Annotated in this window: 14 protein-coding genes and 3 tRNA genes; 4 read left to right on the forward strand and 13 right to left on the reverse strand. The window is 74.7% G+C overall.

Annotated features, from left to right (window positions below):
* The first annotated feature begins 190 nt into the window (after positions 1-190).
* The gene (locus tag ACFC2L_RS08385) at positions 191-904 is read left to right on the forward strand and encodes an anaerobic ribonucleoside-triphosphate reductase activating protein (RefSeq protein WP_375823821.1); all 714 of its coding nucleotides are present in this window, start codon (positions 191-193) and stop codon (positions 902-904) included.
* Positions 905-1,097: 193 nt separating this feature from the next.
* Positions 1,098-1,523, forward strand: a complete 426-nt coding sequence (locus ACFC2L_RS08390) for a hypothetical protein (protein WP_375823822.1) — start codon at positions 1,098-1,100, stop codon at positions 1,521-1,523.
* Positions 1,524-1,577: 54 nt separating this feature from the next.
* On the opposite strand, the gene ACFC2L_RS08395 is transcribed toward ACFC2L_RS08390, so the two are convergent.
* From ACFC2L_RS08395 to ACFC2L_RS08420, 6 genes are all read right to left on the reverse strand, one after another.
* Entirely contained in the window at positions 1,578-2,615 is a 1,038-nt protein-coding gene (locus tag ACFC2L_RS08395; protein ID WP_375823823.1) for an alpha/beta fold hydrolase, read from the reverse strand.
* A 37-nt stretch (positions 2,616-2,652) separates the two neighbouring features.
* Entirely contained in the window at positions 2,653-3,261 is a 609-nt protein-coding gene (locus tag ACFC2L_RS08400; protein ID WP_375823824.1) for a TetR/AcrR family transcriptional regulator, read from the reverse strand.
* Positions 3,262-3,373: 112 nt separating this feature from the next.
* Positions 3,374-3,775, reverse strand: coding sequence for an ectoine synthase (locus ACFC2L_RS08405; protein WP_375823825.1), 402 nt, complete (start codon positions 3,773-3,775; stop codon positions 3,374-3,376).
* Positions 3,776-3,860: 85 nt separating this feature from the next.
* Positions 3,861-5,159, reverse strand: a complete 1,299-nt coding sequence (ectB, locus tag ACFC2L_RS08410) for a diaminobutyrate--2-oxoglutarate transaminase (protein ID WP_375823826.1) — start codon at positions 5,157-5,159, stop codon at positions 3,861-3,863.
* Between the two features lie 118 nt (positions 5,160-5,277).
* Positions 5,278-5,847 (reverse strand): diaminobutyrate acetyltransferase, encoded by a 570-nt coding sequence (ectA, locus tag ACFC2L_RS08415; protein WP_375823827.1) that lies wholly within the window; start codon positions 5,845-5,847, stop codon positions 5,278-5,280.
* A 308-nt stretch (positions 5,848-6,155) separates the two neighbouring features.
* Positions 6,156-6,228: transfer RNA gene (locus tag ACFC2L_RS08420), tRNA-Arg, on the reverse strand.
* 230 nt (positions 6,229-6,458) lie between these two features.
* Between ACFC2L_RS08420 and ACFC2L_RS08425 the strand changes: the two genes are divergently transcribed.
* Both ACFC2L_RS08425 and ACFC2L_RS08430 read left to right on the forward strand, forming a co-directional pair.
* A complete protein-coding gene (locus ACFC2L_RS08425) occupies positions 6,459-7,232 on the forward strand; it encodes an ABC transporter ATP-binding protein (RefSeq protein ID WP_375823828.1) in 774 nt (257 codons plus the stop codon).
* Positions 7,229-8,602, forward strand: coding sequence for an FtsX-like permease family protein (locus ACFC2L_RS08430; protein WP_375823829.1), 1,374 nt, complete (start codon positions 7,229-7,231; stop codon positions 8,600-8,602). Before ACFC2L_RS08425 ends, ACFC2L_RS08430 begins: the two co-directional genes overlap by 4 nt.
* A gap of 126 nt (positions 8,603-8,728) precedes the next feature.
* Here ACFC2L_RS08430 and ACFC2L_RS08435 read toward each other — a convergent pair.
* The 7 genes from ACFC2L_RS08435 to ACFC2L_RS08465 form a co-directional block, all read right to left on the reverse strand.
* Positions 8,729-8,817: transfer RNA gene (locus ACFC2L_RS08435), tRNA-Ser, on the reverse strand.
* Positions 8,818-8,920: 103 nt separating this feature from the next.
* Complete coding sequence (locus ACFC2L_RS08440; RefSeq protein ID WP_375823830.1) at positions 8,921-10,198, reverse strand: threonine/serine exporter ThrE family protein; 1,278 nt, start codon at positions 10,196-10,198, stop codon at positions 8,921-8,923.
* Between the two features lie 221 nt (positions 10,199-10,419).
* Positions 10,420-10,504: transfer RNA gene (locus tag ACFC2L_RS08445), tRNA-Ser, on the reverse strand.
* Positions 10,505-10,602: 98 nt separating this feature from the next.
* Complete coding sequence (locus tag ACFC2L_RS08450) at positions 10,603-11,139, reverse strand: ATP/GTP-binding protein (RefSeq protein WP_082141054.1); 537 nt, start codon at positions 11,137-11,139, stop codon at positions 10,603-10,605.
* A gap of 448 nt (positions 11,140-11,587) precedes the next feature.
* Positions 11,588-11,974 (reverse strand): DUF742 domain-containing protein, encoded by a 387-nt coding sequence (locus ACFC2L_RS08455; RefSeq protein ID WP_031317001.1) that lies wholly within the window; start codon positions 11,972-11,974, stop codon positions 11,588-11,590.
* Between the two features lie 34 nt (positions 11,975-12,008).
* A complete protein-coding gene (locus tag ACFC2L_RS08460) occupies positions 12,009-12,458 on the reverse strand; it encodes a roadblock/LC7 domain-containing protein (protein WP_024839165.1) in 450 nt (149 codons plus the stop codon).
* A gap of 36 nt (positions 12,459-12,494) precedes the next feature.
* On the reverse strand, positions 12,495-16,403 hold the full coding sequence (locus tag ACFC2L_RS08465) for a nitrate- and nitrite sensing domain-containing protein (RefSeq protein WP_375823831.1): 3,909 nt from the start codon (positions 16,401-16,403) through the stop codon (positions 12,495-12,497).
* Between the last annotated feature and the right edge of the window lie 182 nt (positions 16,404-16,585).

Raw genomic sequence — 16,585 nt, forward strand, 5'->3', positions numbered from 1 at the left:
CCCCGATCCACCTCCGGATCGGGGAGCGACCCCGGGTTCGGCACGTCCGGACGGCACGTGGACCGAGGTCGGGACCTTCGACCGGTCCGGCGCACCGGGCGGCGGCGCTACGTTCGAGGTCCTGGCAGCGCGGCGGGCGAACACCCACTCGTCGGACTGCCGGGCCGTCGTGCGTCGGAAGGAGCCGCCGATGACCCGCCCCGGCCTCGTGGTCGCCGGACTGAACCGGTTGTCCGTCACGGACTGGCCCGGGCGGCGGGTGGCGACGGTCCTCACCCAGGGCTGCCCGTGGCACTGCGGGTACTGCCACCACCCCGGCCTGTGCGCGGTCGCCGCGCACGGCGCACCACCGCCCGGGGACACGGTCCCGTGGTCGGAGGTCGTCGCGTTCCTCGGCCCGCGCCGTCGCCTCCTCGACGGCGTCGTCTTCTCGGGCGGCGAGCCGACGCTCCACCCCGGCCTGCTCGGCGCGATCGACGACGTGCGCGGCCTCGGCCTCGACGTCGGGCTGCACACCGCCGGCCCCTGGCCGGCGCGGCTCGCGCGGCTCCTGCCGTTCGTGGACTGGGTGGGCCTCGACATCAAGCACCTGCCGTCGCGCTACCCCGTCGTCACCGGGACGATCCCGTCCGGGCGCCGCGCGTTCGAGGCGCTGACCGTGCTGCTGCGCTCCGGCGTCGACCACGAGGTGCGCACCACGGTCGACCCGAGCGTGCACTCGCGCACCGAGCTCCTCGCGCTCGGCACGCACCTGCGCCGCCTCGGGGTGCGCGAGTGGGTGCTCCAGGAGGCCGTGCCCGACGGCGCGTCCGCCGCATGGACCCGCGCGCTCGCGGGCCGCCGGCTCGCCGACGTGCTCGACGAGACCGACCTCGCCTGGGCACGACGCCGGTCGGCCGCCTGACGGAGGGGTCAGTAGGTCGTCGGTCGAGCGTCAGGCCGGGCGGACGGGCTGGCGCAGCACCGTGCGGAGCCGCGTCGGGTCCGTGCGTCGCACGTCGCTCAGGTAGATCTCGTGGGGCGGCCCGGCGAAGGTGAGCCCTCGGGCGGCGCGGACGGGGCTGGCGCGCCCGTCGTGCGCCTGGTATCCACACGGTGTGACGCCCTCGCCGCCCCCGTACCCGCCACAGGACCCCCGCGCCGCGTACCCGCCCGCCCGCCCCGCGCAGGCGCCTCCCCCGCCGGGCCACCCCGGCGCTCCGTACGGCGGCTACCCGCCCGTCCCCCGGCTCCCGCCGGCGGCGTTCACCGCCGGGTACCGCCGGACGGCGTGGGCGCTGATCTGGGTGCCCGTCGCGCTCATGGTCACCGCCGGCGTGCTGAGCGTCGTCCTGCTCGCGTACGCGGACGCGGACCCGGTGAACAACTCCGGCGCCGGGTACCTGGCGCTCCTCCTCTGGGGGGTCATGCTCGTCGGCGGTCCGCTCCTGCTCGGCGCGTTCATCCCGGGATGCGTGATGCTGTCCCGGTCGAGCTCGGCCCGCGCCGTCCTGCGGGCAGCGGGGCACCGGCCCCCGGCCTGACGCACGACACCTCGCCGCCTCCCTCGGTGGGGCGACGGGTGACGGGTGACGGGCTCAGGCTCCGCGGCGCGCGAGGTCGGGCTCGACGGGCGCGGCCGGGCGCAGCGGCGTCACGTAGTCGACGACGGCCCGCACGACCTCGGGGTCGCGCAGCAGCCGGTGGTGCCCGAGCCCTTCCGTCGTGAGGAGCTCGCCCTCGGGCCAGGCCGCGGCGAGCGCGGCCCCGACGGGGTAGGGGACCTCCTTGTCCGCGCGGTCGTGCACGACGAGCGCGGGCGGGACCGGGTGGGTGCGCAGGGTCTCGCGCACGTCCAGCTCGGCCAGCGGGCGACCGGCGACGTCGGAGAGCAGGCCTTGGAGCAGCTCCCGGGTCCGTCGCGAGAGCCGGAGCAGGTCGGCGAACCCGTCGAGCTCGCCCAGCACGTCGGCGATCGCGGCGACGAGCACCAGCCGACCGGCGGGCAGCCCGTCGCGGACCGCGAGCACGGTCGTCGCGGTGCCGAGCGAGTGCGAGACGACCGCCGCGGGTTCGCCGTGCGCCCGGACCACCGTCGCGAGCGCGTCCGCGAGCTCGGGCATGGTGCTGCGCCGCCACCCGAGGCTGCCGGGGCCGGAGTCGCCGTGGCTCGGCGCGTCGAAGGCGACGACCCGGTAGCCGGCCGCCCGGAGCGGCTCGACGAACGCGCCGAGCTGGCCGCGCCACCCGCCCCACCCGTGGGCCAGGTAGACGACGCCGACCTCGGCCGGTACGCGGGTCCCCGCCGGCTCGCCGGCAGGGCTCGCCTGCCCCTCGCCACCGGTCGCGGCCGCGGCCGCCGCCCACGTCTCGACGACGACCCGCGACCCGGCGTCCGTCGTCACCGTGGTGAGCTCGCCCGGGGCGGAGCGGCCGTCGCGGCGCCGACCGGCGCCGTCGGGCGGGGTGCACCAGAGGTCGAGCGCGAGACGCGCGGCCCGACGCGGGGACACCGCCTGGAGGCCGGCGAGGCGCGCGCGGACGACCGCGAGCTGCAGGGCGGCCTTGCGCCGTCGCGCGGCTCGGCGACGGTCGGCACGAACGGTCGTGCTTTTCTTCGAGCCTGGGACGCCCACGGCGGTTCCTCTCGGTCGGTGGTGCAGACGGCTGCGGTCAGCGGACAGGGACCGGCGCGGTCGTGCGCGCCGCGTCGAGCAGGGCCTCGAACGCGCGCCGGGCGCGCTCCTCGGCCAGCGGGTCGGCCATGAGGACGTGCGCGTGGTTCACCCCGAGCATGACGCCGTAGAGGTCGGAGGCGAACTGCTCCGGGTCCGCGTCGGCGCGGAACCCGCCCTCCGCGACGCACGTGCGGAAGACCTGCGCGACGGCGTCGCAGAGGTCACGGTGGTCGCGCACGAGCTGGTCCCGGACGAGACCCTGCTGCGCGGAGAGCTCGGTCGCCGCCTTGACGAACAGGCAGCCGCCGGGGTCCTGGCGCAGGTCGCACGCGAGCCACCCCTCGAACAGCGCCCGCATCCGCGGCTCGCCGCGGGGGGTGCGCAGCGCGGGGGCGACCACGGTGTCGATGAACTCGGCCCGCGCCTGGCCGAGGACGGCGAGCTGGAGCGACTCCTTGGAGCGGAAGTGCGCGTACAGGCCGGACTTCGACATGCCCGTGGCCGACGCGAGCTCGCCGATCGTGAGACCGGTCAGCCCGACGCGGTACGCGGCCTCCACGCCACGGTGCAGGATCGCCTGCCGCGTCTCGTCGCCCTTGGTCACCTCCCGACCGTAGCACGGTCGTGCTGAAATCTGCCGGTTCGCGACCGACGGACCGTGACCCCGGGCCGAGGGCTGGCCGTGCGGCCCGGGGTCACGGCGGTCCCACCGCCGCTCAGGCGGGCGCGGGCGACTCCGTGACGAGCGGGTACACGCCGTTCTCGTCGTGGACCTCTCGCCCCGTCACGGGCGGGTTGAAGACGCAGACGCACCGGATCTCCGTCCGCGGCCGGACGACGTGCTTGTCGTGGTCGTTCAGCAGGTACAGCGTGCCCGGAGCGAGCGGGTGCACCGTGCCGGTGCCGAGGTCCTCGATCTCGCCCTCGCCGGACGTGATGAACACGGCCTCGACGTGGTTGGCGTACCAGAACGTGCTCTCGGTGCCGGCGTACAGCGTGGTCTCGTGCACCGAGAACCCGACGCCCTCCTTCGCGAGCACGATGCGCCTGCTGCGCCAGTTCTCGCTGTGGACGTCGGCCTCGGTGCCGGTGATCTCGTCGAGCGTGCGGACGATCATGGGGTGTTCCTCCAGGTCGGATTCGGGGCAGGTCGGTCGGCGCTCCGGCACCGGGCGCGAGGACCGGCCCGGCGCGGGGGGCGGCTCAGCGCAGGACGGCGGCCAGCGCGTCGTCCAGCACGTCGAGCCCGCGACGCAGCTCGGCGTCCGTGAGCGTCAGCGGCGGGAGGAGCTTGACGACCTCGCCCGACGGCCCGGACGTCTCCACGAGCAGGCCGCGCGCGAACGCCTCCGCGCACACCCTGGCGGCCAGGTCGCCGTCGGGCAGCTGCACGCCGCGCGCGAGGCCGCGGCCCTTGGAGACGAGCGCGTGGTCGGGGTAGCGCGCGACGACCGAGTTCAGGTGCGCCTCCACCAGGGCGCCCTTGGCGAGCGTCGAGCGCTCGAGCGCGTCGTCCGACCAGTACGTGCGGATCGCCTCCGCCGCCGTCGCGAACGCCGGCGCGAACCCCCGGAAGGTGCCGTTGTGCTCGCCCGGCTCCCACACGTCGAGCTCCGGGCGGATGAGCGTGAGCGCCATCGGCAGGCCGTAGCCCGAGATCGACTTGGACAGGCAGACGATGTCCGGGACGATGCCGGCGTCCTCGAACGAGAAGAACCCGCCAGTGCGCCCGCAGCCCATCTGGATGTCGTCGACGATGAGGAGGATCCCGTGCCGCGAGCACAGGTCGGCCAGCCCGCGCAGCCACTCCGCGCGCGCCGCGTTGATGCCGCCCTCCCCCTGGACCGTCTCGACGATGACCGCGGCGGGCTCGTTGAGCCCGCTCCCGCCGTCCGCGAGCAGCCGCTCCAGGTACACGAAGTCCGGGACGTCCCCGTCGAAGTAGTCGTCGTACGGCATCGGGGTCGCGTGCACGAGCGGGACCCCCGCCCCTCCGCGCTTCATCGAGCTGCCCGTGACGGACAGCGCGCCCAGCGTCATCCCGTGGAACGCGTTGGTGAACGTGATGACGGACTCCCGCCCCGTGACCTTGCGGGCGAGCTTCAGCGCGGCCTCCACGGCGTTCGCGCCGCCCGGGCCGGGGAACACGACCTTGTGGTCGAGGCCGCGCGGACGCAGGATCCGGTCGTGGAACGTCTCGAGGAAGTCGCGGCGCGCCGTCGTGAGCATGTCGAGCGAGTGGACCATGCGGTCGTCGGCCAGGTAGTCGAGCAGCACCCGCTTGAGCCGGGGCTCGTTGTGGCCGTAGTTCAGCGACCCGGCCCCCGCGAAGAAGTCGAGGTACTCGGTGCCGTCCTCGGCGCGGACGGTCGCACCGACCGCACGGTCGAACACGGCGGGCCAGGCGCGCGAGTAGCTGCGCACGCCGGACTCCAGGGCCGTGAAGCCCGTCGGGTCGTCGGCGGCGTACGCCTCGGGAGCAGGGACGGTCGAGATCGTCACGAAGGACTCTCCTTGGGATGGTGCGCTCGGGTGCGTGAGAGTGCGAGGGGCTACGGCGTCACCCGTGCGCCGGACCGGCGTAGCCCACGTCCTGCGCCGGCTCCCGCCGGCCAGGGGCTCAGCGGGCGTGCACGCCCTCGATGACGAGCATCGGCTCGTCGACGTGCGCGTCGGGGAACTGGTCCGCGGTGAACAGCGGTCGCGTCGTGATCGTCGCCCCACGCCGGGCGGCCCAGCGCACGAACAGCGCGCGCGAGGCGACGTTGTCCTGCGCGACGGTCGTGATCACGGAGACGACGTCGGGCGACGCGTCGACGACCGCGTCGAGGAGCTGGCCCGCGACACCCTGCCCCCGACGCTCCTCGGCCACGGCGACCTGCCAGACGAACAGCCGGGACGCGTCATCGGGGAGCAGGTAGCCGGAGACGAACCCGACCACCTCCTCGTCGACCACGGCGACGCGGCACGTGTCGGCGAAGTGCTGCGCGAGGAGGAGGTACGCGTACGACGAGTTCAGGTCGAGCTCGCCGGAGTCACGGGCGACGCGCCACATGGCCGCGCCGTCGTCCGGCGCGGGACGGCGCACGGCGGCCCGCCGCACCCCCGTGCGGGGCGGGGCCGACGGCGGCGCGTCGGCGGCGTTCGAGGTCGAAGGGTCGGTGGGCGCGGCGTTCGTCGTCGTGTCCATACCGTCGACGACCCTAGGCCTGTTCTCGATCAGATTGCACCTCTGCATGACCGATCGCGCGCACTCTCGGGAGCCGGATCACACCCGAGAGCCGCAGAATCACGCGGAAGGCAGGTTCTGGTCAGCAGTCGGTGGTCGCGGTGCTCCACGTCTCTGTGGGTGAGACACCCGGGGAACGAGCGTCGGCGGGACCCCGTCGGCGCGGCGACGCGCGGGCACCCGGGCGGAGGGCAGGTCGGCGCGGCACGTGGGCTCGGCCCAGGAACGACGAAGCCCCGGAACCACACATGGTTCCGGGGCTTCTGCGGTGCGCCCGAAGGGATTCGAACCCCCAACCTTCTGATCCGTAGTCAGATGCTCTATCCGTTGAGCTACGGGCGCCGGTCATGCTCGGCCGCTGATCGCTCACCGGCCGTCGAGAACACTACCGTGTCCCCGCCCCGAACCCAAACCGATCCGCCCCCGGACGGCGCGAGGTGACGGACGCCACGCCGTCCGACCCTCGCCGCACGCGGCGCGCCGGACGGTCCCCCCAGGGTGGGACCCGCACGGGACGACGTCCCGTCCCCAGCCCGACGCGGCGGCACCCGCCGCCGTCGGACGATCGGTCCATGACGTTCACCGGCCCCTCCTCCGCCCCCGGCGGCTCGCCCCTCGTCGCGAGCGCGCTCACCAAGGTCTACGGCTCCGCCCAGACCGCGACGCACGCCCTCGCGGGCGTGAACCTCACGGTCCACCCGGGCGAGTCGCTCGCGATCATGGGCCCCTCGGGCTCCGGCAAGACGACGCTCCTGCACGTCCTCGCGGGCATCATCACCCCGACGTCCGGCTCGGTGTCGTGGCGCGGCGAGGACGTCACGACCCTCTCCGAGGCCCGCCGCACCGTCCTGCGGCGCCAGGACTTCGGCTTCGTCTTCCAGTCGGGCCAGCTCCTGCCGGAGCTGCCCGCGGTCGAGAACGCCGCGCTGCCGCTCATGCTCGCGGGCACGGCGCGCACGGAAGCCACGGCCGTCGCCGCCCGGTGGCTCGCGCACCTCGGCCTCGCCGGGATGGAGCAGCGGCGCCCGGGCGAGCTGTCCGGCGGCCAGGCCCAGCGCGTCGCGATCGCGCGCGCGCTCGTCGGGTCGCCCGGCGTCGTGTTCGCCGACGAGCCGACGGGCGCGCTCGACCAGTCGACCGGCGCCGAGGTCCTCGACATCCTCACGCGCGCCACCCGCGATTCCGGCGCCGCGCTCGTCGTCGTCACGCACGACGCGGGCGTCGCGCGCCACTGCACCCGCACCGTGACCATGCGCGACGGCCGCATCTCCGGCGAGTTCTTCGCGCCCGGGGCCCAGCCCGCGCCCGCCGCGCCCGCCGCACCGAGCCAGGACAGCGCACGATGAGGACCGTCGACCTCTGGTGGCTCCTGCGCCGTCGCAGCGCCGACGAGCGCGACCCGCAGGGCCTGACGAACGTGCTCGCGATCATCGCGTTCGCGGTCACCACGGCGATCCTGCTCGTCGTCATGGGCGGCTTCCACGCGTTCCTCCTGCGCGCCGGCGGCGTCGACGGCATGCGTGAGGGCATGGACTCGGCCATCACCCCGTACGCGACCCAGTACCCGCTCCTCGCGGGCGTCGCGTCCCTCCTGCTGCTCATCCCGCTCGTGACGCTCGGCGCCGCGGCCGCGCGCCTCGCCGTCGCCCGTCGTGACGCCCGCCTCGCGGCGCTGCGCCTCGCGGGCGCGACGACGGGCCAGGTCACCACGCTCACCGCCCTCGACGCGGCCGCGCAGGCGGTGATCGGGGCGCTCGTCGGGCTGGTCGGGTACGGGGCGCTGCTGCCGCTCGTCGCCCAGCTCCGCTTCCAGGGCCGCACGTTCGACCTCGGCGAGCTCTGGGTCGGGGTCCCGGCCCTCCTCGGGGCGGTCGTCCTCGTGGTCGCCGTCGCGCTCGTGTCCGCGCTCGTCAGCCTGCGCCGCGTGGCGATCACCCCGCTGGGCGTCGCGGCCCGCGTGACGCCCCCGGGGCTCAAGGCCGTCCGGCTGCTGTCGATGGGCGTCGCGTTCGTCGCGCTCGTCGTCGCGACGAACCTGTCCTTCGGGTCCGTGGCGGTCGTCCTCACCGTCCTGACGGTCATCCTGCTGGTCGGCTTCGCGACCGTGAACGTCGTCGGGCCGTTCGTCATCTGGCTCGTCGGCAAGATGACGGCCGGCGGCGCCCGCCGCGTGCCGACGCTGCTCGCGGGGAGGCGGATCGTCGACAACCCGAAGACCGCGTGGCGCTCCGTCGGCGGGGTCGCCCTCGCGACGTTCATCGCCGGGCTGACGAGCATCTTCGCGCTCCTGGAGCCGGGCATGGGCGCGGACCCGGACGAGGTGCAGTACCTCACCGACATGAAGACCGGCGGGTTCCTCACCCTGGCCATCGCGGGCGTGCTCGCCGCGGTCTCGACCGGCGTCATGCAGGCCGGCCGCGTGATCGACCAGCGCAACGAGTACCGCACGCTCGTCCTGTCCGGGACGGACCTGCGCACGCTCGACCAGGCCCGGTTCCGCGAGACGCTCGTCCCGCTCGTCGTGAGCGTCGGCGTGGCGACGTTCGCCGCGCTGCTGTTCATGGTCCCCGTGATCGGGCTCAACGCGTTCGCCAACGTCGAGGTCGTCGTCCAGTTCCTGCTGTGCGTCGCGGCCGCGTCGGCCCTCGTGCTCGCCGGGGCCGGGGCGTCCCGGTTCGTGGTGCGGTCCGCGCTCGCGACGTCGGGCAGCGCGTAGCCGCCCCGGACTCGTCAGCGCCCCGCCGGTCCCCCGACCCGTGGGGCGCTGGCGGCTCTGCGTCGGGCAACAGGAGTCGGGCAACAGAAAAGGCCCCGGGCGCTCGGCAGCCGGGACCTTCCTGAGCGGAGACGGAGGGATTTGAACCCTCGAACGGATTGCTCCGTTACCACCTTAGCAGGGTGGCGCACTAGACCTGACTATGCGACGTCTCCTCGCAGGCTCGTCGGAGAGCCTGCGTCGCCCAGGGTACAAGGGCGTCGCCGCGAGACCAAACCGCCGAGCCTGACGGGTCGCGCCGCGCCGCCGTCCGGACGCCTACCGCTCGAAGGTCCACTCCCGGTCGGTGAGCATCCGGGCCACGGCGAGCCCGATCGCGAGCGCGACGATCACCAGCCCGGCCTCGACGGCGTAGGCGAGCGCCTGCGCCGTCGCCCCGGTGTTGAACTCGTACACCGCCCGGTACGCGGTGACGCCAGGGACCATGATGACGACCGCCGGCACGGACACCGTGATGCGCGGGACGCGCAGCGCCGGGGCGACCGTGGCGGCGAGCAGTCCCACGAGCAGCGCGGCCGCCGCCGCGGCCGCCTGCGGGACGACGTCGGCGTCCACGAGGAGCAGGCGCCCCACGTTCGCGACCATCCCGATCGACGCGGCCCCGAGCGCCATCGCCCACGGGCTGTTGAACATGAGGGCGAACCCGAGCACCCCGAGGAAGCTCGCGACGCTCCGCAGTCCCAGGAACAGCGGCTCCGCCAGGCCCGGCGGAGGCACCGGGTCCGGGGCGAGGCCCGCCGCGGCCGACACGCCCCACACGGCCAGGGCGGCCGACGCGAGGATCATGAGCGCGTACGTCACGCGGGCGACCCCCGCCGAGAAGTCGAGCTTCGCGAGGTCGAGCGCGCCCGTGACGAGCGCGAACCCCGGCACGAGGAAGAGCACCGCGGAGACGTACCCGGCCTCGTGCCCGCCGTCGACGCCCGCGAGCGCCGACAGCGCCAGGACGAGGACCAGGTAGGCGATGCTCGCGACCGCCGCGGCGAGCATCGTCACGCCGAACTGGTTGATCCCCCGGTGCAGCATCGCCCGGCGCACCGCCTGCCCGAGCGCCGCCGCGACGAGCACCGCGCCGCACTCGACGAGACCGCCGTTGTTGAGGAACGCGAAGGCCGCGCAGGCGATCCCCGCCCAGAGGGCGTTGAGCAGCGCGCCGTACAGCGGTGGCCGGCGCGCGATCCGGTCGAGCTCCGCCTCGACGGTGCCGAGGTCGGCGCCCGCCGGGAGGGCCGCGGAGAACCGCTCGAGCTGCGCCAGGCGGTCGGCGTTGATCCCGATCGACCGGACCTCGGTGAGCTCGGTGCGGAAGATCGGGCCCCGGTACGACGTCGCGGTGATCTCCGTGAGCGTCACGTGGGCGGCGATGTGGTCGAGCCCCAGCGCCCGCGCCGCACGGGTCATGTGCGACTTCACGCGGTAGCTGCCCGTCCCGGCGGAGAGCGCGAGGCGGCCGATCCGCAGCACGGTGCCCGACCGGCGGATGAGGTCGACGGGCTCGAGACCGGCTTCGTCGGCCGGGGAGGGCTCAGGCGTCACGAGGCCATGATCCCGTAGGTCCGTCCGCGCGGCACTCGCCGAAGGTCCCGGTCCCCGGTGCCCAGGGGCCGGACGCCGGACGTCCGCGGTCCGCCCGGCCCGGGCCCGGTCAGGAGCGTCGCACCCGCCGGACGGCGAGGAGGATCTGGTCGCGCGCGCACCGCCCGGACGCACGTCGGGCCGGGTCCGGAGCACGGCTCCGGGCCCGGCCCGACGACCTGCGGAGGGCGAGGGATTCGAACCCCCGGTGCGTTGCCGCACAACGGTTTTCAAGACCGTCACATTAGGCCGCTCTGTCAGCCCTCCCGGCGAGCCATTGTGGCACGCCCGGCCCGCGCACGACGACGGCGGGCCGCCCCGTGGAGGGCGGCCCGCCGTCGGCGGTGGTACGGGGATCGCGGAGGTCAGGCCGCCCCGCGGAGCTGACGCATCGCGAGCTGGACGAGCGCGATGAGCGTCTGCTTGGTGGCAGCCCGCGACCGCGCGTCCGTGTAGAGCATCGGCACGTGCGCGGGGATCTGGAGCGCCTCGCGCACGTCCTCGAGCTTGTGCTTGGCCACGCCGTCGAAGCAGTTCACGCCGACGACGAACGGGATGTTGCGCGACTCGAAGTAGTCGATCGCCGGGAAGCACTGCTCGAGGCGGTCGGTGTCCACGAGCACGACGGCACCGATGGCGCCGCGCACCAGGTCGTCCCACATGAAGAGGAAGCGGTCCTGGCCCGGCGTGCCGAACAGGTACAGCCACAGGTTGCCCGGGAGGGACACGCGACCGAAGTCCATCGCGACGGTCGTCGTCGTCTTGCGGTCGGACACGCCGCCCGCGTCGTCGACGCCCACCGAGTGCTCCGTCATCGCAGCCTCGGTGTTGAGCGGCTCGACGTCGGAGATCGACCCGATGAACGTCGTCTTGCCGACGGCGAACCCGCCCGCGACCACGATCTTGACGACCGTCGGCGCCGTCCGTGCCGCTGCCGGGGCACCGGCGGGCTGCGCTGTCGCCGGTGGCTGCGCGGCCGCGGGAGCCTGCGCTGCCGAGGGCTGCGCCGGCGCGACGGACGGGGCGGGCTGTGCCGGGGCCACGGGCTGCGCGGCGGCGACGGGCTGCGGCGCGGTGCGCGGCTGAGCCGCAGCCTGGGCGACCGGCGCTGCCACCGCGGCCGGCGTCGCCGGCGCGGCGGAGACGGACGGTGCCGTCGGCGCGGGCTGCGCCACGGGTGCCGACGGCGCGACCGGACGCGCCGGGGCGGACGCCGCCGGCGCCTGCGTCGGCACGCCGGCGGGCGCGCTCACCGGAGCCCACGCGGTCTGACGGACGGCCGCCTGGCCACCGGGCACACCCCCGATCACCCCGGACGGCTGCCCGGCCTGCGGCGCGCTGCCCGAGCCGTCAGAGGGTGGAAATGCCATTGAGAACACTCTCCAAGACGCTCAGGGACAGACCCGAGTGGTTGCTGCCATGACCCGTGTGGACGTTGAGCGGGGTCGACGTGTGGACGGTGATGTAGTTGTCCTCCTGCAGGTCCGCGACGAGCACCTTCGTCACGCCGAGCGGCAGGCGCAGGAGCGCGGAGAGCTCGGCGATCGAGACGTACGTGTGCGCGGCGTGCTGGAGGATCGAGCGCTTCTCGGGCGGGAGCCCGAAGCTGTTCACGGCGCCCGGCATGACCTCGACGAGCGCCTCGAGCGGGAGGTCGGACGTGGCGGAGCGCACACGACCGCCCGTGACCGCGTACGGGCGGACCGTCGCCGCCTCGTACCCGTCGTGTGCTCCCATGCTGCCGAAAGGTACGTTCGTCATCGCTCAGTCCTCATCCCACCGGGGCTCGCGTCGCGCCGTCGACGGGAAGGCTACCCCGCATCTCCGAGATGAGCTGCGGCGTCAGGGTCGCCTCGGTGCGGGAGACCAGGAGCGCCATCTCGTAGCCGATGAGGCCGATGTCGCAGTTCGCCTCCGCCACGACGCCCAGGACGGACCCGTTCGAGACGTTCATCAGGAACAGGAAGCCGTTGTCCATCTCGATGATGGCCTGCCGGACGTTCCCTCCGTTGAGCTGTCGGGCCGCCCCGCGGGTCAGGCTCGACATGCCGGAGACGATCGCCGCGAGCTGGTCACCGCTCGTGCGGTCGAGCTGGTCCGACATGGCCATGAGCAGGCCGTCCGCCGACACCACGAGCGTGTGCCGGCTGCCCGGGACCGTCCGCACGAAGTTGTCGAGCAGCCACCCGAAGTTGGTTGCCTCGGTGCTGAGCGCGTTCACTCTTCCTCCTCGTCAGTTGCCGCAGACGGCATGTCGTCACCGCGCCTGCGGCGCTGAATCAGGGACATAATCCATGGCCTGGGGGCTCCAGGTCGAACTCGTCTCGTCCTGGCCCTCGACCCGGCCCCGGGCCGTGGCCGACTGGAAGGCCGACAGACGGGCCCGGAGCTGCTCCGGGTCACGGTCGATCCGGGCCGTGAAGCGGTCGACGTAGCCCTCCCGGTCCTCGCCGCGCGCGCGCCGGGTCAGGCCCGACGCCGTCGTGCCGTCGACCGTGAGGGGCTGGTAGATACCGTCGTTCGGGTCCGCCAAGGTCGCTTCCTGGAAGTCGGTGCTGCCCTGCAGCAGGGTGGACATCTCCTCGTACAGCACCGCGGACGCCATCCAGTCCGACCGCGCCTCGACCGAGTCGGTGATGTACCCGGGCTCCAGCGGCTCGATCGCGTCGCCCACCTGTCGCCGGACGAGCGGCGTCGGCGGACCGTACCCCGCCGCGGCCGGGCTCGGCGCGGGCTCGGGAGCCGTGTACGACGGCTCCGGCGCCACGTAGCCGCCAGCGGCCGGCACGTCCTGGACCGGGGCGAGCGTGCGCGTCTCCTGCACCGGGGCGACGGGCGCCTCCGGGGCGAACGCCGACGCGTTCGCGGCGGCCGCGGGCTGACCTGTTCGCGGGGCGAACGCCGACGACCGTGCGGGGGCCTGGGCCTCCTGCGGCGGGGGCGTCGGTGCGGCGGCCGGAGGGGCCGCGACCGGGGCGGCCGCGAGGGCGGACGCGGGCACCGGGGCAGGAGCCTCCGGGGTCGGGGCCGGGGCTGCGACCGGGGGCGCTCCCACCGGGCGCGAGGCCAGGGCCTCCGGGGACGGCCCGGCCGGGCGCGCCTGCGGCGTCGCCGTCGTCCGGGGACGCCGGCCGAAGAGCCCCCGCTTGCGCGCCTGGCTCTCGCGCAGCGAGCGGCGCGTCGGCAGGTCGGCCATCAGCTCCTCGAAGCGCGGGAGCGCCTCGAAGGTGAGCTCCGCGGGGATGTCCTCCGCCGACGCGGCCTCGCCACCCGCCGCCACGACCGGGACGTCGGTCCCGAGACCGGCCTCGGCCCGGGTCGCCTCCGGCACGGGGGCGGGCTCGGGGACGGCCGGCGCGCGCTGCGCCAGCGGGACGCGCGCGACGGTCGCCTCGTCGACGGGCTCGGCCGGGACCGCGGGCACGACACGCGTCGCGTCGAGCGGCGCGTCGGCCACGGACGAGGGCGCCCACGTGTCGGCAGCCGGCTCCGGCGTCCACGCCTGCTCGGCGGGCTGCTCGGGCGCCCATGCGTCGGGGGCCGGCTCCGGCGTCCAGGCCTGCTCTGCGGGCTGCTCCGGAGCCCATGCCTGCTCGGGGACCCACGCGTCTGCGGCGGGCGTTGCGACGGCCTCCTGCGGCGTCCACACGTCCTGCTGGACCGGGGCGTCGCCCGGGACCTCGGAGACCAGCGGGATGTCCGTCGCCGTGACGTCCGGGGCGGCGGGCAGCTCCACCGGGTTCTCGGCGGCCGGACGGTCGCCGACCGGGCGGAAGCTCGAGAACAGGGCGCTGCGCGTGCTCACGTCGAGGACGGGGATCTCGGCGGACACCGGCTCGACGGGGCTCGCGGCCGGGCGCGACCGGCTCGGGAGCGCGGACCCGGCGTCCGCGACCTCCGCGGGCGGGGTCCAGGCCTCGTCCGCCGCCGGGAGCTGCTCCGGCAGCGCCGGGGTGGCGAGCGGGGGCAGGACGATCGCCCCGGTCTGGGGTCCCGACGCGAAGGACGCGCTCGGCGCGGCGGCGGCGGGGTCGACCGTGCGCGACCGACGGCGGGGCATGCCGGTCTGCGTGGTGCCGTCCGTGAGCGCGTCGAGGTCGACGGGCACCGCGACGGGCGCCTCGGGCTCGACGGTCGGGAACGACGCCGTCGCCGCGGGTGCCGGGACCGACGGCGCGGCCGGGGCCGCGACGTCGGCGGCGGGGAGCGCGGGGAGCACTCCCGTGCCGGCGAGCTGCTGGGCAGCGGCCTGCGTGCTCGTCTCCAGCGGGTCCGTCGGCAGCGGGAGCGGCACGTTCGAGTCGGGGACGAAGAGGGCGCCCGGGAAGGACACGACGACCTCGGTCCCCTGGTCCTCGCCGCCCGCGCTGAACCGGACCTTCGCGCCGAGGCGGTCGGAGAGACGACCGACGACGAAGAGGCCCAGGCGCTGCGCGCCGACGACGTCGGACGCCGCGTGCGTCGCGACCTTGCGGTTCGCCTCCGCGATCTCGTCCGGCGTCATGCCGAGACCGTGGTCGCGGACCGTCACGTAGACGAAGTGCTCGTCGCGGCCGGTCGTGACCTCGACCGGGGTGTGCGGCTCCGAGAACATCGTCGCGTTCTCGAGGAGCTCGGCGAGCAGGTGGGCGGCGTTGAGCGCGTTGTGCCCGAGCATGAGCGGGTCGACGACCAGGTTCAGGCGGACGCGGTCGTACAGCTCGATCTCGGAGGACGCCGTACGGATGACGTCCGAGGCGGGCATGGGCTGGCGCACGCGGCGGCCCGAGTCGATGCCCGCGAGGACGAGGAGGGACTCCGCGTTGCGGCGCATCCGTGTCGCGAGGTGGTCGAGGCGGAAGAGGTTGGACAGCGTGCCCGCGTCCTCCTCGGAGCGCTCGAGGTCGTCGAGGAACGCGAGCTGCCGGTTGAGGAGCACCTGGTCGCGGCGCGCGACGTTGACGAACATCTCCGCGATCGAGCCACGGAGAGCGGCCTGCTCGCGCGCGACCTTGATGGTCGTCTGGTTCACGTCGTTGAACGCGGTCGCGAGCTGGCCGACCTCGTCCGTGGACTCCACCGTGATCGGTGCCAGGTCGATGCCGGGGCCCTGCCCCGGGACGGCGACCTGCTCGACGAGGCGGGGCAGCTGGTCACGCACGTCCTCGGCCGCGTCGGTGAGGCGGCGCAGCGGGTTGACGATCGCGCGGGCGATGAGGCCCGCGACGAGGACCGAGGCGATGACGGCCGCGAGGGTCGCGAGGATCGTGACGACCGCGCGGGTCGTCGCGGCACCCGCGAGGTCGGACGCCTTCTCCGCCGTCTCGGTGCGGACACCGTCGCGCACCGGGCTCGTCTGGTCGAGGTCCGCCTGCGACAGGTCCGGCCACTGCGCGGCCTGGCTGGGCGGCGTCGCCTCGGGTCGCGAGCCGGCGAGGTTCTGCCGGATCTGGTTGTACGTGGCACCCGGCGTCTGGAGCTGGAGGTCTCCCGGGAGCCGTCGGACGGCCGTGCGGGTGCGGTTCGCGAGGGTGTCACCGGTGGTCACCAGGACTGCGGCCTGCTGGCTCGTCTCGGTGCTCCTCTGGCCGACCTGGGCTGCGGCGAGGACCGCACCGGCGAACGGCTGCTCGAGCGCCTGCTGCGCGAGGAGCTCGTCGAGAAGGACGTAGGAGTCGAGGTACTGCGCGAGGCTGCGGTCCGGGATCGTGTCCGCGAGCGTGCGGGGCACCTCGAGCGCCTCGTCGATGAGCGCGTTGAACTGCGAGATGCGCGTGTTGGGGCCGATGGACGACCGGTCGATGCCCTGCCGGATCGCCAGCAGGTCGGCCCTGTCCGCGATCGTGTCGGAGACCGCGCTGCGCACCCGCGGGTCGAGGGCCGACGTCTCGAGCCTCTCGTACGCGCGGTCGCGCGCGTCGAGCGCCTTGTCCGTCTTCTCGCGCTGCGCCATCATCTGCGCCTCGGTGTCCTCCGACCCCTCGACCGCGTCGAGGAAGGAGTACGTGCGCTCGGCCGCGATCTCGGTCCCCGCCGCGTCCTGCGCCGCGAGCGCCCCGACGAGCGTGCTCGTCTGGCTGGCGGTCCGCGCCGACCCGATGGCCTGCGCCGAGATGATCGCGGCGGCGGCGAAGAGGACGAGGACGGGCACCGCGAGGGCCGCAAGGATCTTCCCGCGAACGCTCAACCTGCGGAGCATACGAACCTGCCTCCATCACCCTTGTCCACCCGTTCGGCGGCGCGGTCGGCGCGCATGGCAGCGGCGCCTCCCGGGCTCCGCTCCCCGGTCGTGCGTACTAACTATCGGTGCACATCCCCCGGACACCTAATCCGCGAGGAGCGTGAACTTTCGTCCCGCCCCCGCGACGC

It is taken from the genome of Cellulosimicrobium sp. NPDC055967, from assembly GCF_042269845.1.
GTDB lineage: Bacteria > Actinomycetota > Actinomycetes > Actinomycetales > Cellulomonadaceae > Cellulosimicrobium.

Coding starts and splice junctions, on each gene's coding strand:
- ACFC2L_RS08425 (WP_375823828.1), top strand. CDS start 6,459: ATGACGTTCACCGGCCCCTCCTCCGCCCCCGGCGGCTCGCCCCTCGTC.
- ACFC2L_RS08430 (WP_375823829.1), top strand. CDS start 7,229: ATGAGGACCGTCGACCTCTGGTGGCTCCTGCGCCGTCGCAGCGCCGAC.
- ectA (WP_375823827.1), bottom strand. CDS start 5,847: ATGGACACGACGACGAACGCCGCGCCCACCGACCCTTCGACCTCGAAC.
- ACFC2L_RS08385 (WP_375823821.1), top strand. CDS start 191: ATGACCCGCCCCGGCCTCGTGGTCGCCGGACTGAACCGGTTGTCCGTC.
- ACFC2L_RS08455 (WP_031317001.1), bottom strand. CDS start 11,974: ATGGGAGCACACGACGGGTACGAGGCGGCGACGGTCCGCCCGTACGCG.
- ACFC2L_RS08405 (WP_375823825.1), bottom strand. CDS start 3,775: ATGATCGTCCGCACGCTCGACGAGATCACCGGCACCGAGGCCGACGTC.